This is a genomic window from Mycolicibacter acidiphilus (genome assembly GCF_018455725.1).
In the GTDB taxonomy this organism is placed as follows: Bacteria; Actinomycetota; Actinomycetes; order Mycobacteriales; family Mycobacteriaceae; genus Mycobacterium; species Mycobacterium acidiphilum.
In genome coordinates, this window is record NZ_JAHCLR010000040.1 from 25,613 (window position 1) to 48,655 (window position 23,043).

A 23,043-nucleotide genomic window follows, 5' to 3' on the forward strand; every position below is an offset into this window, starting at 1 on the left:
AAAACCGGCCTGACCGGGTCGCTTGCCGTCATCGGCGGCGGCGTCATCGGGCTGTCGGTGGCGCGGCAGGCGGCCCGCGCCGGCTGGGCCGTGACCGTGCACGACAGCGGCGAGCCCGGCGCGTCCTGGGTGGCCGGCGGCATGCTCGCCCCGCACAGCGAGGGCTGGCCCGGCGAGGACCGGCAGTTGCGGCTCGGACTGCGGTCGCTGGCGCTGTGGCACGACTTCCTCGACGGCCTGCCCGCGCAGGTCGTCACCGCCCACGAGTCGCTGGTGGTGGCCGTCGACCGGGCCGACGTGGCCGACCTGCGCACCGTCGCCGACTGGCTGGCCGCACAGGGCCACCCGGTGATCTGGGAGTCCGCCGCCCGCGACGTCGAGCCGCTGCTGGCCGTCGGCGTCCGGCATGGGTTCCGCGCCCCCACCGAACTGGCGGTGGACAACCGCGCGGTGGTCGAGGCGCTGCGGACGGCCTGCCGGGAGCTGGGCGTGGCCTGGGCCGGGCCGGTCGCTGCGCTGGTCGAGGTGGCCGATGCCGACGCGGTCGTGATCGCCAACGGCATCGACGCCCCGACGCTCTGGCCGGGCCTGCCGATCCGGCCGGTGAAAGGCGAGGTGCTGCGGCTGCGCTGGCGGCGTGGCTGCCTGCCCGCGCCGCGACGGGTGATCCGGGCCCGGGTGCACGGCCGGGCGGTGTACCTGGTGCCGCGCGCCGACGGCGTGGTGGTCGGGGCCACCCAGTACGAGCACGGCCGCGACACCGCACCGGCGGTGTCGGGGGTGCGCGACCTGCTCGACGACGCCTGCGCGCTGGTGCCGGCGCTGGGCGAGTACGAGCTGGCCGAGTGCGCCGCGGGCCTGCGCCCGATGACACCGGACAACCTGCCGCTGGTGCGCCGCCTCGACGAACGCACGGTAGTCGCCGCCGGGCACGGCCGCAACGGTTTCCTGCTGGCCCCGTGGACCGCCGAACAGGTGGTGTCCGAACTACTCCCGGTAGGAGCGAGATGATCGTCAGCGTCAACGAGAAACCGATCGAGGTCGACGAGACGACCACGGTCGCCGGCCTGCTGGCGTCGATGGGCTACCCCGACCGCGGCATCGCGGTCGCGGTGAATCAAGCGGTGCTGCCCCGATCTGATTGGGCGACACCGCTTTCCGATGGTGCGAGACTGGAAGTGGTGACGGCGGTGCAAGGTGGTTGACGACACGAAGCTGACGATCGCCGGGCGGGAGTTCTCGTCCCGGCTCATCATGGGCACCGGCGGGGTGCAGAGCCTGGCGGTGCTCGAGGAGGCCCTGGTGGCGTCCGGGACCGAGTTGACGACGGTCGCGATGCGCCGGGTCGACGCCGAGGGCGGCACCGGCATGCTGGATCTGCTGAGCCGCCTGGACATCACGCCGCTGCCGAACACCGCCGGCTGCTACAGCGCGGCCGAGGCGGTGCTCACCGCGCAGTTGGCCCGCGAGGCGCTGGGCACCGAATGGGTGAAGCTGGAGGTGATCGGCGACGAGCGCACCCTGCTGCCCGACGCGGTCGAACTGGTCCGGGCCGCAGAGCAATTGGTGGACGACGGGTTCGTGGTGCTGCCCTACACCACCGACGACCCGGTGCTGGCCCGGCGACTGGAGGACGCCGGCTGCGCGGCGGTGATGCCGCTCGGCTCGCCGATCGGCACCGGCCTGGGGATCACCAACCCGCACAGCATCGAGATGATCGTCGAGGCGGCCGGGGTGCCGGTGATCCTGGACGCCGGCATCGGCACCGCCAGTGACGCCGCGCTGGCGATGGAACTCGGCTGCGACGCGGTGCTGCTGGCCAGCGCGGTGACCCGGGCCGCCGATCCGGCACTGATGGCCGCGGCGATGGCGTCCGCCGTCACCGCTGGACACCTGGCGCGCCGCGCCGGGCGGATCCCGAAGCGCTTCTGGGCGCAGGCGTCCAGCCCGGCGCTGTGAAGTCCGCGCCGAGTGTGAAGCCAGGTGCACGTTCGACCGCCGAGCGTGAAGCCACGCTCACGTTCGGCGGGGGAGAGGGGGGACGATGACCAACCGCTATGTGGCGCTGGGCAGTTCGATGGCGGCCGGGCCCGGAATCCGGCCCGGCGTCCCGGGTTCGCCGTGGCAGGCCGGCCGCTCGACGCGCAACTACCCGCACCTGGTGGCGCAGCAGTTGGACCTGGATCTGGTTGATGTCACCTACTCGGGCGCGACGACCGCGCACGTGCTGACCGACCGGCAGTTCGGGGCGCCCCCGCAGGTCGACGCGCTGGACGGCACTGAGTCGCTGGTGACGATCACCATCGGCGGCAACGACGTCGGCTACGTGCCGATGCTGACCGCGGCGTCGCTGTTCGGCCCGTTCGCCCCGATCCTGCCGATCACCGGTGACCTGCTCGACGCGCGCAAACGCGACCGAGCGCTGGGCGGGGTCGAAGCCAAACTGGCAAACGTCGGCCAGGCGGTGCGGGAGCGCGCACCGCACGCCCGGGTGGTGTTCGTCGACTACCTCACCGTGCTGCCACCGGCCGGAACGAAGGCCGGGCCGCTGCCGGAGAAGGTCGTCGCACTGGGCCGCCACATCGCCGAGGAGTTGGAGCGGCACACCGCCGCCGCGGCGGCGGCCACCGGTTGCGACCTGGTGCGTGCCGGGCAGGCCAGCCGCGACCACCACCCCTGGTCGGCGCTGCCGTGGACCGTCGGCGGCGGTCTGCTGCTGCCGTGGCGGCCGTTGCCGTTTCACCCCAACGCCGCCGGGATGGCCGCGGTGGCCGACCTGGTGGCGGCGCAGGTCGGTGCCGTCTCGTAGCGCAGCCGTGACCTGTGCATGACCGCTTCCAGCTGGCTAACCGGCTAACGTGGACGCGGTGGATTACAAGTCGAGACTGCTGCCCGCCCTGGCCGGTGGGGTTCTGATCGGAGCCCTGTTCAGTGGTGGTTGCAGCCGCAGCCAGCAACAATCCGACGCGGACGTGAAGGCGGCCGCCGAGTTCGCAACGACGCTGAGCAGCAAGGTCAAAATCGACGCGATCATGGCGCACCTGCAGAAGCTGCAGGACATCGCCAACGCCAACAACAACACTCGGGCCATCGGCACGCCGGGTTTCGACGCCAGCGTCGACTACGTCGCGAACACCCTGCGTGAGCACGGCTTCGACGTGCAGACCCCGGAGTTCACCGCCCGGGTCTTCAAGGCCGAGCCGGGCACGGTGACCATCGGCGGCAAGATCGTCGACGCCCGGGCCCTGCTGTACAGCATCGGCACCGCCGCCGAGGGCGTCGAGGGGCCGCTGGTGGCCGTGCCGGCCGATGACAGCCCCGGTTGCACCGCAGAGGATTACGACGGTCTGATGGTCAAGGACGCCGTCGTGCTGGTGGACCGCGGCAGCTGCCCGTTCAAGGAGAAGATGGCGGTGGCCGTCGAGAAGGGCGCGGTCGCGATGGTCGTCGCCGACAGCGTCGACGAGCCGAAGATGGGTGGCACCCTCGGGGAGAAGACGGACGTCAAGATCCCGGTGGTGAGCGTGACCAAGGCTGACGGCGCGATGCTGCGCGAGACGCACGGGAAGATCACCGTCAAACTCGACGCGCACACCGACAACATCCCGTCGCGCAACGTGATCGCGCAGACCAAGACCGGCTCGACCGAGAACGTGGTGATGCTCGGCGCCCACCTGGACAGTGTCCCGGAGGGGCCCGGCATCAACGACAACGGGTCCGGGGTGGCGTCCATCCTGGAAACCGCTCTGCAACTGGGTAATTCGCCGGACGTTCACAATGCGGTGCGGTTCGGCTTCTGGGGTGCGGAGGAACTCGGCCTGATCGGCTCCAGCAAGTACGTCGAGACACTGGACGTCGAGGAGCTCAAGAACATCGCGCTGTACCTGAACTTCGACATGCTCGGCTCGCCGAACCCCGGCTACTTCACCTACGACGGCGACCAGTCGCTGGATGCCGACAAGCGCGGGCAGCCGATCGTGCCGGAGGGCTCGGCCGGTATCGAACGCACCCTGACCGGCTACCTGAAGTCGGCTGGAAAGACCGCGCAGGACACCCAGTTCGACGGCCGGTCGGACTACGACGGGTTCACCCAGGCGGGCGTTCCGTCCGGTGGGCTGTTCTCCGGCGCGGAGGTGAAGAAGACCGCCGACGAGGCCAAGCTGTGGGGCGGCACCGCCGACGAGGCGTTCGACCCGAACTACCACCAGAAGGGCGACACCATCGAGAACATCGACCGCGACGAACTGGCGATCAACGGTCCCGGCGCCGCCTACGCGGCCGGTCTGTACTCCCAGGATCTCAGCGGCCGCAACGGTGTTCCGGTTCGCGAGGACCGCACCCGGCACGTGCTCAACAAGCCATGATCCGCCCGGCGGGTGTTCTGCTGCTCGCCCTCACACTGGCCGGTTGCGCACCGGAGCCGACGGAGTCGACACGGGCACTGCCGGACCGGTTGGCCGGGCAGCTGACGGCGGCGGCGATGCTGGCCCATCTGCAGCAGTTGCAGGACATCGCCGACGCGCACCGCGGTGATCGTTCCGACGGCACAACGGGTTTCGACGCGAGCGCCGACTACGTCGTGAAAACGCTGCGCGACAAGGGCTTCGAGGTGACGACGCCGGAGATCAGCCGGCTGGACACCCGGTCGCAGGGCAAGCCCACGCTGACCGTCGACGGCGCGGGCTTCCCGGTGGATCAGGCGTCGCTGCTGGTGCGGACCCCGCAGGGCGGGCTGACCGGACCGGTGGTGCGGCCGAGCCGGCCGTCGGGTTGCACGGCCGCGGACTACCCCGCCAAGGTGCCCCGCCCGTCGATCGCGGTGGTCAACGACGCCGGATGCTCGGTGGTCGACAAGCAGAACGCGGCGGCGCAGCGCGGCGCCGGGGCGCTGATCGTGGTCAGCCTGCCCAGCCGCGACGGGCCACCGGCCGGGCTGTTCTCACCCGGCTACTACGACCTGCTGACGATGCCGGTGGCGGTGACCGGCAGTGACGGTGCCGCCGCGCTGCGCCGCACCACCGGCCGGGTGCGGCTGGTGCTGGACGGGGTCACGGTGAAGTTCACGTCACGGAACGTGCTGGCGCAGACCAAGACCGGTTCCGAACACGACGTCGTGATGGTGGGCGCGCACCTGGACAGCGCCTACCGCAGCCCGGGGATCAACGACAACGGTTCGGGGGTGGCGGCAGTGCTGGAGACCGCACTTCAGTTGGGGCCGTCGCCGGCGGTGACGAACGCGGTGCGGTTCGCGTTCTGGGGCGCCGAGGAGCAGCAACTGGGCGGCTCCACCGACTACGTGTTCGGGCTGGACCGCGATCAGCTCAACGACATCGCGCTGTATCTCAACTTCGACATGCTCGGGTCGCCGAACCCCGGCTTCTTCACCTACGACGGCGACCAGTCCGCGCTGCCCAGCCGCGACATCGCCCCGTCCGATGTGCCCAACGGTTCGGCGGGCATCGAGCGGACACTGGCCGGTTACCTGAACCTGGCCGGCAAGCGGCCCGCGGACATGCCGTTGAGCAGCGCCACCGACTACAGCCCGTTCGTGGTGGCCGGGGTGCCGATCGGCGGCGTGACCACCGGGGCGTCGCAGCTGAAGACCACCGCGCAGGCGCGGCTGTGGGGCGGCAAACCCGGTTTCCCCTTCGACCCGAACTACCGCGGGGCCCGCGACACCGTCGACAACGTCAACGTCGACGCGCTGTCGGTCACCGGGGCCGCGGTGGCGTTCGCCGTCGGCACCTACGCGGAATCGATCGAGGGCCCCAACGGGGTTCCGCCCCGCAGCCGGCGACACCGGCCGGCGCTGGGGCCGTAACCCCCCCGCACCCTAACCTCGCGACCGTGCAGAGTTCACCACCCCCACCTGCGGGAACGGCGGTGAGTTATGCACGGTCGCGGGACTTCGGCGTCAGACCCGGGTGGCGTGCACCATCCAGAACGGCAGGTGCACCCGATGATGGTCCAGCAGCGGCTCGATCACGTCGAACCGGTCGTGCACCCCCGCCAGCCGCTTGCGCCAGTCCGCCTGATCCTGCGCCTGCGCCATCCGGGCGAACGTCTCCGCGGTGAACGTGGCCTGGTAGGTGGTGGGCCCCAGGTAGTCGATCCGCCACCCGGCGTCGGGCAGCGCCTGCCGAAAGTGGTCCGCCGACAAGCCGTTCCAGATCCAGCCGTTGACGTTGTGCACCCCGAACTCGAACATGAACAGCCGGGCGCCCGGCCGGGTGGCGCGGTGCAGCGCCCGCAGGTAGCCGCTGCGGAGTTGCTCGTCGTCGGCGAACACGTGGTAGAACGCGCAGTCGACGACGGTGTCGAACCGGCCGGTGAAGCCGTCCAGCGCGGTGGCGTCCGCGACCTGGAAATCGACTGTCACACCGGCTGTTTCGGCGTTGTCCCGGGCGCGGTCGATGGCCGCGGCGGAGACGTCGATGCCGGTGACCGAATAACCCTTCGACGCGTAGTAGATCGCGTGGTGCCCCGGCCCGGTGCCCGGGTCGAGCACATCGCCGCGCAGCGCGCCGTAGGCCACCAGTTGCTCGATCACCGGCTGCGGGGCGCCGATGTCCCACGGGGTGGACACCGGCCGGTTGTCGCGGTACAGCTCGTCAAAATCCGGGGCGCCGGTCTGCTCAGCCATGACGCCTCCCATGCTTGGCGTACCACCGTTTGCCGTGCCAGTTCTGGTAGGTCCACGACACCGCCGGCAGCGGCCCCCGGTCGTGCAGCCAGAATCCGCCGGGCGGTTCATCCAGCGGCGTCACCCGCCCGATCGTGACGTCGGCCATCGCGAACCCCGGCCCCGCCGTCCGGTCCCGCCGGGCCAGCACCTGCCCGTCCGCCGCGACGATCACCGCGCCGCCCTGGCAGTGGCCGCGGTAGGTCAGCGGCGTCAGCGGCATCGGGCAGACCACGTCGCCGCAGTGCGCGGCGTGCGCCACCGGGGCGCCGACCAGCCGGGCGAACGCCGGTGCGACATCCGCCGCGGTGGCGGCGTTGGCCTCCTCCCAGCGCTGCGTCACCGCATGCGGCGGCCACTCCGGCACACTCCACCAGCAGGAACCGCCCAGCACCACGTCGACCCGGCCGCGCATCCGGCGCACGCTCTGGGTGCGCATGAACTCCCAGCAGACCGCCGCCCCCGGGGTGAAGCCGTCCACCGCCGGCAGCACGCCGTCGTCGTCACCGCCGACGTAGAAGCAGTTCTCCCACATCGTCGGCAGGTCCTTGTCGTGCCGGCCGACGAATTCGCCGTCCGGGGTGGCCAGGAAGAACGCGTTGCGGGTGTCGCCGTCGGCGTCCCGGCACAGGAACGAACCGCCGACGATCGCGTGGTGCCGACGGGCGAGCCGGGTCAGCAGGCCCGCGGCCGCCCCGTCCGCGGGTTGTGCGCAGTCGACCAGTTCGGGCAGGAACGCCATTCCGGTGCTGAAGAACTCGGGCAGCACGATGATCTCCGCGCCCGCCCCGGCGGCGTCGTCGGCGAGTTGTTCGCACATCGCCAGGTTGGCCGGCACGTCCGCCGGGATCGCTGCCTGCTGCACCACCGCGACACGGGTCATGGCGCCAGGGTAGCCGTAATCGGAGTTACGGCAGGCAGACGGCGGCGAGCACCAGCACCGGCCACAGTGCCACCGAGCCGACCACCGACACCACCAGATCGATCCCGGCCAGACCCCGCAGGTGCCCGGGATGCACGGCCGTCCATCCGACGCCGATCAACAGGTAGGGCAGCGCGAGTGCGAAAGCCGGGACGGCCCACCAACCAAGTGGCAGTTCGAATTCGAGCACCCGGCGGGCGATCGCCAGGAATCGACTCAGCATCGGGGCCTCCAACGCGCCGTGTTTCGTGGCGTCGCGCAGACCCGACAGCACAGAGTGAACGCGGCTATGCTAGGAATCTCTCGGCACACAGTAAATTCCAATCTGAATCGATGTGGGGTGGTGACCACGCTCGGAGCAGTTGACGGCGCCGCGGACCGGTCAAGCGTACGGGTCAAGCGGCGGCCGATAGACCGAAAAGCACAGATCAACCGGGTCGCGGCAGAGATGTTCAGCGCGCAGGGATACAACGCGACCAGCATGGAGGCGATAGCCGCCAAGGTCGACATCTCTGCTCCCGCGCTGTACCGGCACTACGCGAGCAAGTACGACATGTTCGCCGCGGTGGTGAGTGCACTCGGACAAGAACTGGTGCGGCACACCGACTTCGTCGACGAGGTGTCCGACGCCGAGGTGGCCGCCGACCCGGAGGCGCTGCTGAACCGACTGGTTCACGCACTGATCGACGCGGCACTGCTCACCCGTGCGTCCGGCGGTCTGTACCGCTGGGAGCGACGCTATCTGCGGCCGGAGGACCAGGCCGAGCTGATGAAGGGCATGCGGCTGGTCAACAAGCGCATCCAGCGCGGATTGCTCAAGACCAGACCGGGGCTGTCCGCGCAGGAGCGCTGGATGCTCTCGGTCGGCCTGCTCAGCGTGATCGGCAGCGTCAACGAACACCGGATCTCCGCCGACGACGACGTGGTCCGCGAGGTGCTATCCGAGGCGGCGACGGCGCTGCTGTCGGTGGAGTTCCCGGAGGCGGCGGCGTGCGAACCGGCCCGGTTGTCGGTTTGGCGCATCTTCACCCCGGACGCCGGACCGTACGAGTCGCTGCTGTACAAGGCGATCATGCTCTTCGGCGAGCAGGGGTACGCCGAGACCAGCGTGACGCAGATTGCCGACGCGATCGGAGTGCCGGCGTCCGGTGTCTACCGGTACTTCTCCAGCAAGGGCGAGATCCTCGGGGAGGCGTTCAAACGCTCCGCGGACCGGGTCGCCGGGGAACTGTCGGCGATCGTGGGGGTGTTCCCCGACCCGCGCCAGGCGCTGGACCGGCTGATCGAGGCCTACGTCGCCACCTGGTTGGCCAACCCCGAACTGTCGGCCATCTACGAGACCGAACGGGTCAACCTCACCTCCGAGGAGCAGGAGTTGCTGCGCGACACCGAGCGCGGCGTCACCGATTCGTGGGTCGGACCGCTGAGTGCGCTGCGGCCGGACCTCGGCGTCGTGCCGGCGCGGCTGCTGGTGCACGCGGCGGTGTCGCTGGTGGCCGATCCGGGTCACCTGCTGCGCGACCAGAAAGCGGAGCCGGGGTACGCGCAGGCCTGCATGCGCCGGATGATGACGTACGTGCTGCTCGGCGGGGCCGGGTAACTCGACCCGGTCCGTCAGGCGAACGTGTAGTCCGTCAGCGGGAAGTGCGCCCCGTCGTGCACCGCGTTGCGCACCGAGGTGGGCCGCAGCAGCGACGCCTCCCCGCTGGGGTTGAAGTAGTACGACCGCGACGTCGCACAGTCACCGGCGTAGAACACCGATGTGTCCAGACGCTCGGTCATCCGGTCCAGGAACCGGGCGTTGGCCGCCTCGGTCACCTCGAACGTGGTGTCGCCGCGTCGCTGCAGTTCGCCGAACAGCCGACCCATGTGGCGCATCTGGTATTCCATCGTGTTGAAGAACGACAGACCGCAGAACGCGTACGGGCTGGCCAGGCTCAGGAAATTCGGGAACGCCGGGATCGACACGCCCTGGTAGGCCTGGAACCGGTTCTCCCGCCACCACTTTCCGAGATTGCGGCCGCCGCGGCCGACGATCTCGATCGCCGGGAAGTTGGCCTCCCACAGGTCGAATCCGGTGGCCAGCACCAGGGTGTCGATCTCGCTGCGGCGGCCGTCGGCGGTGACGATGCCGTCCGGCTCGATCCGCTCGATGCCGGTGGTCTCCAGGTGCACATGCGGCTTGGTGAAGGTGCGGTAGTAGTCGTTGGACCAACTGGGCCGCTTGCAGCCGATGTCGTAGTTCGGGGTCAGCTTGGCGCGCAGTTCCTTGTCGCGGACCTGGATGAACCGGTGGATCTTGCAGGCGTCCATGCCGGCGATCGACAGCCGCCGGAAGTAGGGGTAGTTCAGCACCGCGGTCAGCGTCATGAACTCCAGCAGGTAGTCGGTGACGAAGCGCACCGCCCGCTGCACGAACGGCAGCCGCTTGAACACCGTGCGCACCACCGGGGCGAACTCGAGGTCCAGTTTCGGCGCCACCCAGATCGCCGTGCGCTGATACACGGTCAAGTCGCCGACGGTCTTGGCCAGCTGCGGAATCAGCTGCACCGCGGTGGCGCCGGTGCCGATCAGGCCGACGCGGCGGCCGGTGAAGTCGTGGTCGTCGTCCCAGGCAGTGGTGTGCACGACCTTGCCGGCGAAGTCGTCGATGCCGGGGATGTCGGGCATCTTCGGCTGGGACAGGAAGCCGGTGGCGGTGACCAGGTACCGAGCGCTCAGCGTCTCACCGCCGGCGAGTGCGACCTGCCAGACGCGGGCGTCGTCGTCCCAGTGGGCGCCCTCGACGGTGGTGTTGAAACGCATGTGCCGGCGCACGTCGTACTTGTCGGCGACGTGCTCGGCGTACCGCTTGAGTTCGGGGCCGGTGGCGAACAGCCGCGACCAGTCCGGGTTGGGCTCGAACCAGTAGGAGTAGGTGGTGGACGGGATGTCGACGGCCAGGCCCGGGTAACGGTTGACGTGCCACGTCCCGCCGAGGTCGTCCTCGCGCTCGAGCAGGACGATGTTGTCGTAACCGAGCTTGCGCAGCTCGATCGCCGCGCCCATTCCGCCGAAGCCCGCGCCCACGATGATGACGTCGAACTGCTCCGTACTCATGAAAAAGACGGTACCTGACCCCCGGGTAGCAACGAAGCTCGCCGACACCGGTGTCGCGGGTGCACACTGGGCATATCCGCTGATCGTGACCGCTGCGACAGGAGGCAGCCATGACCGATTACCTCACCGAGGCCAGTGACCGTGCGAGTGAGAACGACCTCGCCGATCAAGCGGTTTTCGCCGGGGAGCCGCTGGAGGGTGTCGAGCCGTTCCCGGTCGGAACCGAGGCCGACACCGCCGACCTGATCGAACAGCACCAGAGCGTCCCGTCCGGCGACGACGACTACGACCGCTGATCACGGCCAGTTCAGCTGCGCCGAGACGAAGACGCTCGGGAACGCCGCGGCCGCCGCGGGCGGTCGATCGTGCTGGGCGAGCAGTGTCGCCATGCTCGTCGTCGACACGTGCCAGCCGTGCCCGGTCAGTTGGTCGCGCAGGTCGGTGCGCCGCTCGGGGTACCACAGTTCTTCCAGGTCGACGACGGGCTGACCGGCCAGCGCGGCGGCGGCGGTACGCAGGTGGCGCATCTGGTCGCGCTGCCGGGCCAATCGGTCGGGGTCGATCGCATCGGGGCTGACCGCGTTGGCCGCCAACCAGCTGCCGGGCGCGCTGAGCTCGTGGATCGTGTCGATCAGCCGGTCCTGATCGGCCGGTGTCAGGTAGCGCAGCAGGCCTTCCGCCGACCACACGGTGGGGCGGGCCGGGTCGAAGCCGGCGTCGGTGAGCGCCCGCGGCCAGTCGTGGCGCAGGTCGACCGGCACGTTCACCAGGTCGGCTTTCGGGCGGGCGGCGTGCGGTGCCAGCGTTTCCGCCTTGAAGTCCAGCACCTCCGGCCGGTCCAGTTCGTAGACGACGGTGCCGGCCGGCCACGGCAGCCGCCACGCCCGGGCGTCCAGTCCGGACGCCAGGATCACGACCTGGCGCAGGCCGCCGTCGGTGGCGGCGTGGAAGAACTCGTCGAAGAACACCGTCCGCACCGCCATGAAGTCGACCATGGCCCGCGCCAGCTCCCGCACCTCCGGGTCCAGTTCGGCCGGTAGGTCGGTGTCGTCGTAGATGCTCCAGATGCCGGGGCCGGCGCGATCAAGGAACAGCCGCGCGAACGGGTCGCTGATCAGCGGGTGATCGCTCTCGGTCTCCGCGGCGCGGGCGGCCGCCACCCCGAGCGCGGTGGCGCCCACGCTCTCGGTGATCTGCCAGGTGTCGTCGTCGGTTCTGAGCATCTCCACCTCCGAGGGTCTGCCACGAACACTACGGGTAGCAGTTCTGCTACCGTCTGTGGATGGTGACAATCCCGCAGAAGGATCTGCGTAATAACGTCGCGGACGTGCTGCGACGTGCTGAGGCGGGGGAGGAGTTCGTCATCACCGTTGCCGGCCGTCCGGTCGCCCGACTCGGACCCACGCAGAACCGGCAGTGGGTGAGCGGGCCGGCCCTGGCGCAGGTGTGGCACACCCCGGCGCCTCAGACCCTCGCCGCGGACCTGGAGACGTTTCCCGCCACGCTCGCCGATCCGTTCGCATGACCCTGAACGTCGTGCTTGACACCTCGGTGCTGATCGCACCCGACCGGCCGCTGGGCGTGACGGCGGCGATCAGCGTCGTCTCGATCTCCGAGCTGCACTTTGGCGTGCTGGCCGCCGCCGACGATGAGGAGCGCGCCCGTCGCGTGGCGCGACTGGGTGAGGTAGAGGCGACGTTCGATCCATTGCCGATCACCGTGGCGGTCGCCCGGGAGTGGGGGCGACTGTCCGCCGCGGTGCGCAACCGGGGCGGCCAACCGCGCCGCCGTGCGGCCGATCTTGCGATCGCTGCCACCGCGAACACGTACGGTGTCCCCCTGCTGACGCACAACACCGGGGATTTCGCGATCATCGACGACCTCGTCGACGTGCGCAGCCCGGTCAGCTGAGTAGCCGCAGCGCGGCGTCCACCGCCAGCGCGGGCACGTCCAGCGTCTTCGACGCGAGATCGTGGCGGGCCTTGGCGATCTCGACGACCTCGGTGGGCGCGTCGATCAGCGCGGCGGCGGCGCGCACCTCGGCCAGGGTGCCGAACGGATCGGAGCCGCCGTGGGTGAAGACGGTCGGCACCGTGATGCGCGACAGGTGCTCGGTGCGCGGATGCTCCGGCTTGCCAGGGGCGTGCACCGGGTAGGAGAACAGTGTCAAAAGATCGGCCTGCGCGTGCTTTTCGGCGATCACCATCGAGGTCTGCCGGCCGCCGTAGGAGTGCCCGCCGACGATCAGCGGGCCACCGGTGAGTTCGTGGACGTGGGCGATCGCCGCGATGATGCCGTCCCGGTCGGTGGCGCCGTTGCCGCCGGGCGGGCCCTTGGGTCGTCGCCGCCGGAACGGCAGGTTGTAGCGGATCGCCAGGAAACCGCGCCGTGCCCACTCGTCGCAGAGCGCCTGCAGCATCGGCGATTCCCGGTCGCCGCCGGCGCCGTGCGCCAGCAGCACCGCGCCGGCCGGGGTGCCGTCCGGGTGGTTCGCGATCCCGGCGATGACGGGAATCTCGGTGCGGCTCATACCCACAGTCGGAACAGCGGCGAGACCGGGCCGTGGCCGTGGCCGAGCGGGTAGGCCGAGCGCAGGCACTCGGTGACCCAGCGCTTGGCGAACGTCAGCGCTTCCGGGACGCTGTACCCGTGCGCGAGCGCGGCGGTGGTGGCCGCGGCCAGCGTGTCCCCGGCGCCGTGGTCGTCGCCGGTGGCGATCCGCGGCCCGGTGAACTCGTGAAACTCGGTGCCGTCGTAGAGCAGATCGGGGCTCTGCCCACTGGCCGGCAGGTGCCCGCCCTTCACCAGTGCCCACCGCGGTCCCAGCGCGTGCAGCGCTTTCGCCGCGGCACGCTGACTGTCGCCGTCCACCACGTCGATACCGACCAGCAGGCGCACCTCGTGCAGATTCGGCGTCACCAGCGTCGCCAGCGGAAACAGCGTGTCCCGCAGCGCATCCAGGGCCGACTCGGGCAGCAGCGGATCGCCGTGCATCGATGCGCAGACCGGATCCACCACCAGCGGCACATCCAGCGTGCGCCAGGTGGCCGCCACCGCGGTGATGATCTCCGCCGACGCCAGCATCCCGGACTTCGCCGCGCCGATGCCGATGTCGGACGTGACCGCGTCGATCTGCGCGGCGACGGTCTCCGGGGGGATCGTGTGAAAACCCTTGACACCGACGGTGTTCTGCACGGTGACGGCGGTCACCGCGGCGCAGGCATGCACGCCGAGCAGCGCGAATGTGCGCATGTCGGCCTGCATGCCCGCACCGCCGCCGGAGTCCGACCCGGCGATGGTCAGCACCCGCGCCGGCGTCGTCCCCGGCAGCGGTAGCGGCAGGAAGTGCACCGGCGGTTAGTTGTCGGTGCCGGGTCCGATCGGGGTGATCGGGATCAGGTTGTACTTCGCGGCGTACTCCCGGGCGTCCCGGCTGACCCGCATCGCGGAGAACTGCGGACCGCACATCGAGCAGAACTTCGCGGACTTCGCGGCCTCGGCGGGCAGTGTCTCGTCGTGGTAGGCCTTGGCGGTCTCCGGGTCCAGCGACAGCGCGAACTGGTCGTGCCAGCGGTAATCGAAACGGGCGCGGGACAATTCGTTGTCACGCTCTTGCGCGTGCGGGTGCCCCTTGGCCAGGTCAGCGGCGTGCGCGGCGATCTTGTAGGCGATCACGCCCGCCTTGACGTCGGCGCGGTTCGGCAGGCCCAGGTGCTCCTTGGGGGTGACGTAGCACAGCATCGCGGTGCCGGCCCGGCCGATGATGGCCGCGCCGATCGCCGAGGTGATGTGGTCGTAGGCCGGCGCGATGTCGGTGGTCAGCGGCCCGAGCGTGTAGAACGGGGCCTCCTCGCAGAGTTCCTCCTCCAGCGTCACGTTCTCGACGATCTTGTGCATCGGCACGTGGCCGGGGCCCTCGATCATCACCTGCACGCCATGGGATTTCGCGATCTTGGTCAGCTCGCCCAGGGTGCGCAGCTCGGCGAACTGCGCGGCGTCGTTGGCATCGGCGATGCAGCCCGGCCGCAGCCCGTCACCGAGGGAGAACGTGACGTCGTAGCGGGCGAGGATCTCGCAGATCTCCTCGAAGTGGGTGTAGAGGAACGACTCGGTCTGATGCGTCATGCACCACTTCGCCATGATCGAACCGCCGCGGCTGACGATGCCGGTGATCCGGTCGGTGGTCAGCAGCACGTGGTCGAAGAGCACCCCGGCGTGCACGGTCATGTAGTCCACACCCTGCTCGCACTGCTCGATCACGGTGTCGCGGTAGATCTCCCAGGTCAGCTTGCGAGGGTCGCCGTCGACCTCCTTCATCGCCTGGTAGATCGGCACGGTGCCGATCGGCACCGGAGAGTTGCGCATGATCCAGCCGCGGGTCTCGTGGATGTCCTTGCCGGTGGACAGGTCCATGATGGTGTCCGCGCCCCAGCGGGTCGCCCACACCATCTTGTCGACCTCCTCGGCGATCGAGGAGGTGACCGCGGAGTTGCCGATGTTGCCGTTGATCTTCACCTTGAACGCCTTGCCGATGATCATCGGCTCCAGCTCCGGGTGGTTGTGGTTAGCCGGGATCACCGCACGCCCGGCGGCCACCTCGTCGCGGACGAACTCCGCCGGGAAGCCCTCGCGGGCGGCGATGAACGCCATCTCGGCGGTGATCTCCCCGGCGCGGGCGCGCTGCAACTGAGTGCCGCGGTCGCGGACCACCCCCGGGCGGGCGGGCAGGCCGGCGCTCAGGTCGATGACCGCGTTCTCGTCGGTGTAGGGCCCGGAGGTGTCGTAGAGGTCGAAGTGCTCACCGGTGGTCAGGTTCACCCGCCGCCACGGCACCTTCGCACCCGGGACACCGGGCAGATCGGTGTAGTGCTTGGTGCTGTACGGGATCGGCCCGGTGGTGACGTTGGCCTCGATCGCGACATCGGTCATGTTCTTCATCTCCCTACGCCGGCATTACCCGGTCAGGTTCGTACGGTCGACGGCTGTGCAGAGTTAGCGAGGCCGTCCTCTCAGCGCACTGGATGCGCTCCCGCGGTGGTGGTTGGCGGTACTCACGCTAGCGCAGCGCGACAGGGTTGGGGAGGGACCGTCGGAGTGGGCGGGGGAGAATCGCGCCCATGCCCATCCACGAGGCACCCGACGGTCAGACCGTGGCCGAATGCCCGCGCTGCGACGAGCGGTTCACTGCCGAGGATGCCGAGGCGGCGAAGGCGTGGATGGCCGCGCACTGGCGGGTGCACAACGGCGAGATCGGTTGCGGTCGCCGGGGGTGAATCCGGTCCGTGGTCCACGGGCCGGGGCGTTCGCAGCGCGGGGGCTGACGTCGCATCACCACCGATTCGCCACAGATCATTTGAATAGCTAATATATATGTCTTGTGGTGATCGTTGAGGAAGCGCACGGCCAGGAAACAGCCCCTGACCCCGGCGCCGTCGCGACCACCCGTCGTCGGCTGAGCTTCGACCGCGACCACCCCTGGTACAAGTGGATCGCGCTGTCCAACACCACCCTCGGCGTGCTGCTGGCCACCATCAACGGCTCGATCGTGCTGATCTCGCTGCCGGCGATCTTCCGCGGCATCGGGCTGAACCCGCTGGACCCGTCGAACGTCAGCTACCTGCTGTGGATGCTGATGGGCTACCTGCTGGTGTCGGCCGTGCTGGTGGTGTTCTTCGGGCGCCTCGGCGACATGTTCGGCCGGGTCAAGATCTACAACGCCGGCTTCGTGGTGTTCACCGTCGCCGCGATCGCGCTGTCGATCGACCCGTTCCAGCTCGGCTCCGGCGCGGACTGGCTGATCGGCTGGCGGGTGGTCCAGGGGGTCGGCGGGGCGATGCTGATGGCGTCGTCGTCGGCGATCCTGACCGACGCCTTCCCGGCCAACCAGCGCGGCATGGCGCTCGGCGTCAACCAGGTGGCCGCGGTCGCCGGATCGTTCGTCGGCCTGCTGCTCGGCGGGGTGCTCTCCGAATGGGACTGGCGGGCGGTGTTCTGGGTCGGCGTGCCGATCGGGATCCTCGGCACCATCTGGTCGATGCGCTCGCTGCACGAACTCGGCGAGGTCAGCCCCGGCAAACTGGACTGGGCCGGCACCGCCACGCTGGCCGTCGGCCTGACCATCCTGCTGACCGCCATCACCTACTCCATCCAGCCCTACGGCGACGCCCCGACCGGCTGGACCAGCCCCTGGGTGCTGGGCTCGCTGGCCGCCGGGGTGCTGGTGCTCGGGTTGTTCTGCGTCATCGAATTGCGGGTGGCCGCGCCGATGCTCGACGTGCGGCTGTTCAAACTCAAAGCATTCGGCATGGCCAACCTGGCCGGGCTGATGTCGGCCGTCGGCCGCGGCGGGCTGCAGTTCATGCTGATCATCTGGCTGCAGGGCATCTGGCTGCCGCTGCACGGCTACAGCTTCGAATCCACCCCGCTGTGGTCGGGCATCTACCTGCTGCCGATGACAGTCGGCTTCCTGGTGGCCGGGCCGCTCGCCGGCATCCTCAGCGACCGGCACGGCGCGCGGGCGTACGCGGTCGGCGGCATGGTGCTGGTGGCGGCGACGTTCGTGGCGCTGACCCTGATCCCGGTGGACTTCGACTACCGGGTGTTCGCGGTGCTGGTGTTCCTCAACGGCCTGGGCGGCGGCATCTTCACCGCGCCCAACAGCGCCGTGGTGATGTCGAGCGTCCCGGCCGACCAGCGCGGCTCGGCGTCGGGCGTGCGGGCGACGTTCTTCAACGCCGGCACCTCGCTGTCGATCGGCATCTTCTTCTCGCTGATGGTGATCGGCCTGGCGAACACCCTGCCCGGCGCGATGGGTGCCGGGCTGCAGCAACAGGGCGTGGCGCCCGGCGTCGCCGACCAGGTGGCGGGCACCCCGCCGGTCGGCAGCCTGTTCGCGGCGTTCCTGGGCTACAACCCGATGGGCGAACTGCTCGGGCCGTCGGGGGCGCTGACCCAGCCCGGCGTCGACGCCGGTGCGCTCACCGGCCACACCTTCTTTCCGCAGCTGATCTCCGGGCCGTTCCACGCCGGGCTGGTGGTGGTGTTCGCCGCCGCCGCGCTGATGAGCGTGATCGGCGCGGTGGCCTCCTGGGTGACGCCGGGACGGTACGCCGCCGAGGTCGGCGCTGACTGAGCCGATCCAAATCCGGCCTGTCCGGTAACGGCGAGCATTCCCCGATCGTTCGGATCCGGGTGTCGACTCTCGTTCGCGCGAAGCTGCAAGCGATCGCCGACGTCAGGCGCGTGAGTGTGTCCAAGGTGCTATGCGAAGCGATCGACGAATTCGTGGAGCGCGGGGAACGTGGATCCGCAGGCTGCGTCAGCTCTCCGACGTGAACGTGTAGGTCTCGCCGTGCGCCAGGTAGACGAACCGGGTCTCGGTGTCGGATGCCGCCGCGGCCTCCTTGAAATCCTCGAGGCCGGACTGGAACACCGAGTAGTCGTTGTAGTGGATCGGGATCGCGGTGTGCGGCTTGACGATCTCGACCGCCCGCACCCCCATCTCGCCGGTCATGGTGACGACGCTGGTCAAGAAGGTGGTGCCGCCGACGTGGATCAGGCCCAGGTCGATGTCGGGGTAGCGCTGCGGGATCTCCGCCAGGTTGTCGATCAACATCGTGTCGCCGGTGATGTAGAGCCGGTAGAGGTGCTGCTCGCCGCGGAAGAAGTCCAGCAGGTGCCCGTTGACCGGCATCAGCAGCGCGTTGACCGCGTCGTCGGTGGAGTGCTTGGCCGGCATCGCGGTGATCTTCAGGGTCGTCTCTCCCTTGTGGACGTCGATGGACTCCCAGGTCTGCAGGGCGAACCCCCGTTGAAAGCCCAGGGCGTCCAGTTTGCCGACGGCATCGGCGGTGGAGACGATCGGCAGTCCCTTGTCGAGCTCGGCGGCGGCGACGTCGTCGAAGTGGTCCCCGTGGTAGTGCGACAGCACGATCAGGTCCAGCGGCGGCAGGTCGGCGATCTGGCAGGCCGGCTCCACCTCCCGGCGGGCCCAGATGCCGTGCCCGAGGTGGACGTGCTGGCCCTTGTGCAGGAAGGTCGGATCGGTCAGCACGGTCAGCCCGCCGAACCGGATCAAGGTGGTGGCGTTGCCGATGAAGTAGACCTCGCCCCGGCTGAAATCGGCCGTGCCGTCACCGGTGAGTTCCAGGGAAGCCATGCCGTGCCCCTGTTCGGTAGGTACCGAATGCCGGCCTGCATCGGTGCGGCTCGACCTGGGATCGAGGGTAGTGCGTCCGGTCGGGCCGCAACGGGTCGTGCGGCGCCCGTCGAGCAAGAAACTGGCTTTTTGCTGGAAATTTTTTGAGCAATTTCAGCAAACGGTCCAGGTTCGTGGCGTGTGGATCACGGATGCAATCCAGAAGGAGTGCGGGTTGTCAAACCTGCCGGTTGCCGCCAGCGAATATCTGAAAACATACGGTTCGGATGAAAATAGAGCCTGTTCGGTTGCTTCGGTATGGCAAACCTCGGCGCTTGTCGTGGTGACCCACCTTGGCTGTGACTCCCTTGACCCGTCGTCGCCCGTAATTAACATGAGTTGCTGTTGGAAAAAATCAGTCGGTACTAGCCGATTGCTCAGCGAGAGGACACCATGTCAAGTCGTCACAGTGGCCCGGGGGAGGGCGGTCGCAGGACCGGCGGTAACGGTCGGCGTAGTCGGGTTATCGGTGCGGGCACCGTCGTCGGAGCATTCCTGGCTTTCGGGATGGCACCACTGGGTGCTCCCTCGGCCCACGCGGATCTCGACAGTCTGTTCGACCTGATCAACGCGGATCTGTTCAGTTCAACAGACCCGGTAAACCTGTTCGACGCCGATGAGGCGCTGCCGGCCTTCATCAACCTGCACGAGGACCTCGAGGCATGGCTGGCCGATCCGAGCAACGGATCGTTGATCGACCAGATCAACCAGCCGTGGGTCGACCTGCTCGGTCGCAACCTGATCGGCGACGGAGTCGACGACTTCAGCGGCACCAACGACTCGCTGCTGGGCTGGATGGGCTTCGGCAACCTGGGTGACGGCGGCCTGCTGTTCGGCGACGGTGGCACCGGGGCGGCGGGTGCTGCCGGTGGTGACGCAGGCATGTTCGGTGACGGCGGGGCCGGCGGTGAGGGCTTTGCGGCGACGGCGACGTCGGAGGCAGGTACCGGCGGCAACGGTGGTGACGGCGGTTGGCTGTACGGCGACGGCGGCACCGGCGGCCAGGGTGGCGCCGGCCTCATCGGAAAGATCGGCGACGCCCAGACTGCTGACGATGCGGCCGGGACCGGCCAGGAGGGTGGCGTCGGTGGCACCGGTGGTGTCGGCGGCAACGGCGGCATGCTCTATGGCAACGCCGGCGACGGCGGCCAGGGTGGCGTCGGTGGTGCCGGCGGTGCCGGTGGCACGGGCCTGACCGGCGTAAACGGCACGGCCACGGACGGCCCGAACGCGGGTGGCGCCGGTGGTACCGGCGGTCACGGTGGTGAGGGCGGCGCGGCCGGTGCGGCGGGGGCCAAGCACGGTGAGCTCGCCGGCGTTGCCGGTGCCAAGGGCGAAGCCGGCATCCTCGGCGCCGGTGGCACCGGCGGCACCGGTGGTGCCGGCGGCGCGGCGTTCAAGGACGCCGACGGCAACTACGTCGGAGACGGTGCGGCGGGCGGTGCCGGTGGCGCTGGTGGCGACGGCGACGCGGATGGTGCGGCCGGAGCCGGCGGTACCGGTGGTGTCGGTGGCGCGGGTCTGACCGGCGGCACCGGTGGTGCCGGTGGTTTCGGCGGCGTCGGCGCGCAAGGTGCTGACGGCGGTACCGGTGGCGCCGGTGGTGTGGGCGGCCTCGGTACTCAGGTTGCCGGCGTCGGCGGCGTCGGCGGTGTCGGTGGTGCCGGAGGTGCCGGTGTCGACGGCGCGGACGGCGGTGCCGGTGGTGCCGGTGGCGTCGGCGGCGCCGGTGCGGCGGGCCACGGAGTGCTCACCGGTGTCAGCAGCGGCGTCCCGGCCGACCCCGACCCGGCGCAAGCCGGTGGCCTCGGTGGCGTCGGCGGTGCCGGGGGTGCGGGAACCGACGGCGGTGCCTTCGGCGCCGGCGGTGACGGTGGCGCCGGCGGTAGCGGTGCCGCCGTGGGCGACGGCGCAACCGGTGGTGCCGGTGGTGCCGGCGGCAATGGTGGAGCGGCCTCCGAGGACGCTGCCGGCCAGGGCGGCGGCGGCGGTGGTGGTGGCGGCGGTGCGCGCGTCGCCGGTGAGAACGACGGCACGGCAACCGGCACGGCGACCGGTGGCGCCGGTGGTGCCGGCGGCGACGGCAGTGCGACCGACGCCGGTGGTCACGGCGGCTTCGGCGGGTCGGCGACCATTCACGCCGACGGCACCGACAACGTCGCATCCGGAACCGTCACCGGCGGCAACGGCGGCGACGCGGTCGGCACCGGTACCGGCGGCAACGGCGGGCTCGGCTCCATCAACGCGGTCAGCACCGACGGGACGTCCACCGGCAGTCACGCCGGTGGCGACGACTCGAGTGCGCACGGCGGCAACGGCGGCAAGGGCGAGGACGGCGGCCAGGGTGGTGACGGCAATAAGGGCAAGCTCGTCGCCGACAACGGCGGCACGTCCACCGGTACTGCACAGGGCGGCAACGGTGGCGACGGCACTGACGGCGGCGCCGGTGGCAAGGGCGGTGTCGCCGACATCACCAGCGGCAAGGTGACCACTGCCTTCGGCAACGACCATGCCGGCGGGCCCGGCGGCACCGCGTCCGGTACCGACACCGCCGGTGACGGCGGTAACGGAGCGGGCGGTGGCGTCGGCGGTAACGGCGGCGGCGCGAGCATCATGGCCGGCGGCACCGATGCCGTCGGCAGCGGCACCTCCACCGGTGGTGCCGGCGGTGACGCGACAGGCGCGGGCAGCCACGGCGGCGGCGGCGGGTCGTCGCGGATCTTCGGGCTGAACGACAACAGCACGGCCAGTGGAACCGCCACCGGCGGTGCCGGCGGCGACGGCAGTGACGGTGGGGCCGGCGGGCGGGCCGGCGACGCCGGTCTCGGCGCCGGTGTCACGGACCCGACGGCCGGGACCACCCAGTCGGTGACCGATACCACCGTCACCGGCGGCGGCGGCGGCGACGCCACCGGGGCCGACCAGACCGGCAAGGGCGGCGACGAGAGTGACGTCTACGCCACGGACGGTCAGACCGTGGTGAAGGGTGAGGTCGTCACCAAGCCCTGATCGGGGCGACAGATGAAGCCCTGGCCTCGGGATTCAGCAGCCCGAGGCCAGGGCTTCGCCCGTTGCCGGGCGCGCTGTCCGCGCCTCGTGTAGCGCCGCCCGGACGGCCCGCGACACGCCGATCGGGTAACGGTTTGACCCCGGCGCCGACGTCATGCACTATGGGACATGCAAGCACCTCGTTAGGTGAGGCGTCTGCACGGACATAGGCCACTGACCCCGAACGTCGAGAGACGCCCCGGGTCAGGACAGCTCCTCCCGGATTAAGGGTTGAGCCCAAGTGGCTTCCGGTTACCGGACACGCCGTGCAGTGCCGAAACTCAACGAGAGGGGTGCGGTCTCCCGACAGTTGTCGGGGCAGCCTCCTAGCATGCGATGAAGCCGGCATTCGATGCCGCCCGTGCGACCGAGAGGAGGTGAGGGACGAATGAGTTCCGGTGATAGTCCGAGCCGATATCTGACGTCAGTTCCGTCCCCATCCGAACGGTCGCATACCGCCTCCAGCTGAGTCTCGATCAGAGCCTCCTCGCTGAGTGCGTCGCGCCGTTACGCGACTAGGAGGCCATCATGGTTGCAATCGCCTACACCGACATCACGACGCCCGCCGCGCCGCCCGTAAAGGCAGCGAAGAAGCTGGATCGTCGTCCTGCCGCACCCACTTCGGACCCTGTCGTCGACATGGCCACCCGGGTGCTGAGCGTCCCGCTGCACCAGATGTACGCACTCCTGTGGCGCGTCGGGCTGCTGACGGTCGACGAGTAGGACTTGATGTAAAAGCCAGGCCGCCCGGGATCCGTCCCGGGCGGCCTGAGCTTTGATCAGCTGTGCGTGCAGGCCCGTCAGGCCTCTTCCAGCGCCTCGCCCAACTGCTCCAGCATCTGGTTGCGGTGGTTGCTGGCCAGCACATGACCGGCCGCCACCGCGAACGCGACCGGCCAGTCGATGATCTCGAACGCGGCCAGCATCGCCAGCCCGCCGTAGTAGGCGATCTGCTCCGGCGGCGGCACGGTCACCCGGCCGAACACCGGCAACTCGATCGCGAACCGCTCGCCTTCGCGGATGCGCTCCACGGCTTCGGCCTGCGGCGTGCTGCGCCGCGACTTGTCGGCCATCATCTGCCTCCTGGGGCCTAGG

24 protein-coding genes and 2 riboswitches are annotated in these 23,043 nt (G+C 69.9%); of the genes, 14 read left to right on the forward strand and 10 right to left on the reverse strand.

Going from position 1 to position 23,043, the window contains the following annotated elements; genetic code table 11:
• Positions 1–9 precede the first annotated feature (9 nt).
• From thiO to KIH27_RS17140, 6 genes are all read left to right on the forward strand, one after another.
• On the forward strand, positions 10–1,011 hold the full coding sequence (gene thiO, locus KIH27_RS17115; protein WP_214094196.1) for a glycine oxidase ThiO: 1,002 nt from the start codon (positions 10–12) through the stop codon (positions 1,009–1,011).
• On the forward strand, positions 1,008–1,205 hold the full coding sequence (gene thiS, locus KIH27_RS17120; RefSeq protein ID WP_214094168.1) for a sulfur carrier protein ThiS: 198 nt from the start codon (positions 1,008–1,010) through the stop codon (positions 1,203–1,205). The genes thiO and thiS overlap by 4 nt, the downstream gene beginning before the upstream one ends.
• The gene (locus KIH27_RS17125; protein WP_214094169.1) at positions 1,198–1,959 is read left to right on the forward strand and encodes a thiazole synthase; all 762 of its coding nucleotides are present in this window, start codon (positions 1,198–1,200) and stop codon (positions 1,957–1,959) included. The genes thiS and KIH27_RS17125 overlap by 8 nt, the downstream gene beginning before the upstream one ends.
• Positions 1,960–2,044: 85 nt before the next feature.
• The gene (locus tag KIH27_RS17130) at positions 2,045–2,809 is read left to right on the forward strand and encodes an SGNH/GDSL hydrolase family protein (RefSeq protein WP_214094170.1); all 765 of its coding nucleotides are present in this window, start codon (positions 2,045–2,047) and stop codon (positions 2,807–2,809) included.
• A gap of 58 nt (positions 2,810–2,867) precedes the next feature.
• Positions 2,868–4,364 carry a M28 family metallopeptidase gene (locus KIH27_RS17135; RefSeq protein WP_214094171.1) on the forward strand — a complete coding sequence of 499 codons (1,497 nt, stop codon included), beginning with the start codon at positions 2,868–2,870 and terminating at the stop codon, positions 4,362–4,364.
• A complete protein-coding gene (locus KIH27_RS17140; RefSeq protein ID WP_214094172.1) occupies positions 4,361–5,821 on the forward strand; it encodes a M28 family peptidase in 1,461 nt (486 codons plus the stop codon). The genes KIH27_RS17135 and KIH27_RS17140 overlap by 4 nt, the downstream gene beginning before the upstream one ends.
• Before the next feature lie 93 nt (positions 5,822–5,914).
• On the opposite strand, the gene KIH27_RS17145 is transcribed toward KIH27_RS17140, so the two are convergent.
• From KIH27_RS17145 to KIH27_RS17155, 3 genes are read right to left on the reverse strand one after another with little or no spacing between them, the layout of a single operon-like run.
• The gene (locus KIH27_RS17145) at positions 5,915–6,643 is read right to left on the reverse strand and encodes a class I SAM-dependent methyltransferase (RefSeq protein WP_214094173.1); all 729 of its coding nucleotides are present in this window, start codon (positions 6,641–6,643) and stop codon (positions 5,915–5,917) included.
• Positions 6,636–7,565 (reverse strand): carbon-nitrogen hydrolase family protein, encoded by a 930-nt coding sequence (locus tag KIH27_RS17150; protein ID WP_214094174.1) that lies wholly within the window; start codon positions 7,563–7,565, stop codon positions 6,636–6,638. The genes KIH27_RS17145 and KIH27_RS17150 overlap by 8 nt, the downstream gene beginning before the upstream one ends.
• Positions 7,566–7,590: 25 nt before the next feature.
• Positions 7,591–7,827: a hypothetical protein gene (locus KIH27_RS17155; RefSeq protein ID WP_214094175.1), complete on the reverse strand. Its 237-nt coding sequence runs from the start codon at positions 7,825–7,827 to the stop codon at positions 7,591–7,593.
• Between the two features lie 66 nt (positions 7,828–7,893).
• Between KIH27_RS17155 and KIH27_RS17160 the strand changes: the two genes are divergently transcribed.
• A complete protein-coding gene (locus KIH27_RS17160) occupies positions 7,894–9,204 on the forward strand; it encodes a TetR/AcrR family transcriptional regulator (RefSeq protein WP_284144767.1) in 1,311 nt (436 codons plus the stop codon).
• A 14-nt stretch (positions 9,205–9,218) separates the two neighbouring features.
• Here the strand turns inward: KIH27_RS17160 and KIH27_RS17165 are convergent, their stop codons facing one another.
• Positions 9,219–10,703: a flavin-containing monooxygenase gene (locus KIH27_RS17165; RefSeq protein WP_214094177.1), complete on the reverse strand. Its 1,485-nt coding sequence runs from the start codon at positions 10,701–10,703 to the stop codon at positions 9,219–9,221.
• Between the two features lie 110 nt (positions 10,704–10,813).
• Here KIH27_RS17165 and KIH27_RS17170 point away from each other — a divergent pair, with 110 nt between their 5' ends.
• Positions 10,814–10,999: a hypothetical protein gene (locus tag KIH27_RS17170; RefSeq protein ID WP_214094178.1), complete on the forward strand. Its 186-nt coding sequence runs from the start codon at positions 10,814–10,816 to the stop codon at positions 10,997–10,999.
• Here KIH27_RS17170 and KIH27_RS17175 read toward each other — a convergent pair whose 3' ends face one another.
• Entirely contained in the window at positions 11,000–11,926 is a 927-nt protein-coding gene (locus tag KIH27_RS17175; RefSeq protein ID WP_214094197.1) for an SAM-dependent methyltransferase, read from the reverse strand.
• Between the two features lie 59 nt (positions 11,927–11,985).
• Between KIH27_RS17175 and KIH27_RS17180 the strand changes: the two genes are divergently transcribed.
• A complete protein-coding gene (locus KIH27_RS17180) occupies positions 11,986–12,228 on the forward strand; it encodes a type II toxin-antitoxin system Phd/YefM family antitoxin (protein WP_214094179.1) in 243 nt (80 codons plus the stop codon).
• A complete protein-coding gene (locus KIH27_RS17185) occupies positions 12,225–12,614 on the forward strand; it encodes a PIN domain-containing protein (protein ID WP_250150293.1) in 390 nt (129 codons plus the stop codon). Before KIH27_RS17180 ends, KIH27_RS17185 begins: the two co-directional genes overlap by 4 nt.
• On the opposite strand, the gene KIH27_RS17190 is transcribed toward KIH27_RS17185, so the two are convergent.
• The 3 genes from KIH27_RS17190 to thiC form a co-directional block, all read right to left on the reverse strand.
• Positions 12,607–13,233: an alpha/beta hydrolase family protein gene (locus KIH27_RS17190; RefSeq protein WP_214094180.1), complete on the reverse strand. Its 627-nt coding sequence runs from the start codon at positions 13,231–13,233 to the stop codon at positions 12,607–12,609. The two genes, KIH27_RS17185 and KIH27_RS17190, sit on opposite strands and share 8 nt — an antisense overlap.
• Positions 13,230–14,054 carry a bifunctional hydroxymethylpyrimidine kinase/phosphomethylpyrimidine kinase gene (thiD, locus tag KIH27_RS17195; RefSeq protein WP_214094181.1) on the reverse strand — a complete coding sequence of 275 codons (825 nt, stop codon included), beginning with the start codon at positions 14,052–14,054 and terminating at the stop codon, positions 13,230–13,232. The genes KIH27_RS17190 and thiD overlap by 4 nt, the downstream gene beginning before the upstream one ends.
• Before the next feature lie 6 nt (positions 14,055–14,060).
• Complete coding sequence (gene thiC / locus KIH27_RS17200) at positions 14,061–15,632, reverse strand: phosphomethylpyrimidine synthase ThiC (protein ID WP_214094182.1); 1,572 nt, start codon at positions 15,630–15,632, stop codon at positions 14,061–14,063.
• Positions 15,626–15,746, reverse strand: a riboswitch (TPP riboswitch). It overlaps the preceding gene by 7 nt.
• Positions 15,747–15,820: 74 nt before the next feature.
• Here thiC and KIH27_RS17205 point away from each other — a divergent pair.
• Complete coding sequence (locus tag KIH27_RS17205; protein WP_214094183.1) at positions 15,821–15,976, forward strand: hypothetical protein; 156 nt, start codon at positions 15,821–15,823, stop codon at positions 15,974–15,976.
• A 104-nt stretch (positions 15,977–16,080) separates the two neighbouring features.
• A complete protein-coding gene (locus tag KIH27_RS17210; RefSeq protein WP_214094184.1) occupies positions 16,081–17,835 on the forward strand; it encodes an MFS transporter in 1,755 nt (584 codons plus the stop codon).
• 186 nt (positions 17,836–18,021) lie between these two features.
• Here KIH27_RS17210 and KIH27_RS17215 read toward each other — a convergent pair whose 3' ends face one another.
• Complete coding sequence (locus KIH27_RS17215) at positions 18,022–18,861, reverse strand: MBL fold metallo-hydrolase (protein WP_214094185.1); 840 nt, start codon at positions 18,859–18,861, stop codon at positions 18,022–18,024.
• 432 nt (positions 18,862–19,293) lie between these two features.
• Between KIH27_RS17215 and KIH27_RS23045 the strand changes: the two genes are divergently transcribed.
• Positions 19,294–21,909, forward strand: coding sequence for a hypothetical protein (locus KIH27_RS23045; RefSeq protein ID WP_214094186.1), 2,616 nt, complete (start codon positions 19,294–19,296; stop codon positions 21,907–21,909).
• Positions 21,910–22,080: 171 nt separating this feature from the next.
• A riboswitch (M-box (ykoK) riboswitch) is annotated at positions 22,081–22,248 on the forward strand.
• 228 nt (positions 22,249–22,476) lie between these two features.
• Positions 22,477–22,671 carry an Rv1535 family protein gene (locus KIH27_RS17225; protein ID WP_214094187.1) on the forward strand — a complete coding sequence of 65 codons (195 nt, stop codon included), beginning with the start codon at positions 22,477–22,479 and terminating at the stop codon, positions 22,669–22,671.
• Between the two features lie 77 nt (positions 22,672–22,748).
• Here the strand turns inward: KIH27_RS17225 and KIH27_RS17230 are convergent, their stop codons facing one another.
• Positions 22,749–23,024 carry a hypothetical protein gene (locus tag KIH27_RS17230; protein ID WP_214094188.1) on the reverse strand — a complete coding sequence of 92 codons (276 nt, stop codon included), beginning with the start codon at positions 23,022–23,024 and terminating at the stop codon, positions 22,749–22,751.
• Positions 23,025–23,043 lie beyond the last annotated feature (19 nt).

Bases quoted from the DNA above. Each gene is read 5' to 3' on its own strand.
- KIH27_RS17230 (WP_214094188.1), bottom strand. From the start codon at position 23,024: ATGATGGCCGACAAGTCGCGGCGCAGCACGCCGCAGGCCGAAGCCGTG.
- KIH27_RS17185 (WP_250150293.1), top strand. From the start codon at position 12,225: ATGACCCTGAACGTCGTGCTTGACACCTCGGTGCTGATCGCACCCGAC.
- KIH27_RS17145 (WP_214094173.1), bottom strand. From the start codon at position 6,643: ATGGCTGAGCAGACCGGCGCCCCGGATTTTGACGAGCTGTACCGCGAC.
- KIH27_RS23045 (WP_214094186.1), top strand. From the start codon at position 19,294: ATGTCAAGTCGTCACAGTGGCCCGGGGGAGGGCGGTCGCAGGACCGGC.
- KIH27_RS17155 (WP_214094175.1), bottom strand. From the start codon at position 7,827: ATGCTGAGTCGATTCCTGGCGATCGCCCGCCGGGTGCTCGAATTCGAA.
- thiS (WP_214094168.1), top strand. From the start codon at position 1,008: ATGATCGTCAGCGTCAACGAGAAACCGATCGAGGTCGACGAGACGACC.
- KIH27_RS17180 (WP_214094179.1), top strand. From the start codon at position 11,986: ATGGTGACAATCCCGCAGAAGGATCTGCGTAATAACGTCGCGGACGTG.
- KIH27_RS17190 (WP_214094180.1), bottom strand. From the start codon at position 13,233: ATGAGCCGCACCGAGATTCCCGTCATCGCCGGGATCGCGAACCACCCG.
- KIH27_RS17225 (WP_214094187.1), top strand. From the start codon at position 22,477: ATGGTTGCAATCGCCTACACCGACATCACGACGCCCGCCGCGCCGCCC.
- KIH27_RS17150 (WP_214094174.1), bottom strand. From the start codon at position 7,565: ATGACCCGTGTCGCGGTGGTGCAGCAGGCAGCGATCCCGGCGGACGTG.
- KIH27_RS17205 (WP_214094183.1), top strand. From the start codon at position 15,821: ATGCCCATCCACGAGGCACCCGACGGTCAGACCGTGGCCGAATGCCCG.
- thiC (WP_214094182.1), bottom strand. From the start codon at position 15,632: ATGACCGATGTCGCGATCGAGGCCAACGTCACCACCGGGCCGATCCCG.
- KIH27_RS17175 (WP_214094197.1), bottom strand. From the start codon at position 11,926: ATGCTCAGAACCGACGACGACACCTGGCAGATCACCGAGAGCGTGGGC.
- KIH27_RS17140 (WP_214094172.1), top strand. From the start codon at position 4,361: ATGATCCGCCCGGCGGGTGTTCTGCTGCTCGCCCTCACACTGGCCGGT.
- KIH27_RS17165 (WP_214094177.1), bottom strand. From the start codon at position 10,703: ATGAGTACGGAGCAGTTCGACGTCATCATCGTGGGCGCGGGCTTCGGC.
- KIH27_RS17170 (WP_214094178.1), top strand. From the start codon at position 10,814: ATGACCGATTACCTCACCGAGGCCAGTGACCGTGCGAGTGAGAACGAC.
- KIH27_RS17215 (WP_214094185.1), bottom strand. From the start codon at position 18,861: ATGGCTTCCCTGGAACTCACCGGTGACGGCACGGCCGATTTCAGCCGG.
- KIH27_RS17160 (WP_284144767.1), top strand. From the start codon at position 7,894: ATGCTAGGAATCTCTCGGCACACAGTAAATTCCAATCTGAATCGATGT.
- KIH27_RS17130 (WP_214094170.1), top strand. From the start codon at position 2,045: ATGACCAACCGCTATGTGGCGCTGGGCAGTTCGATGGCGGCCGGGCCC.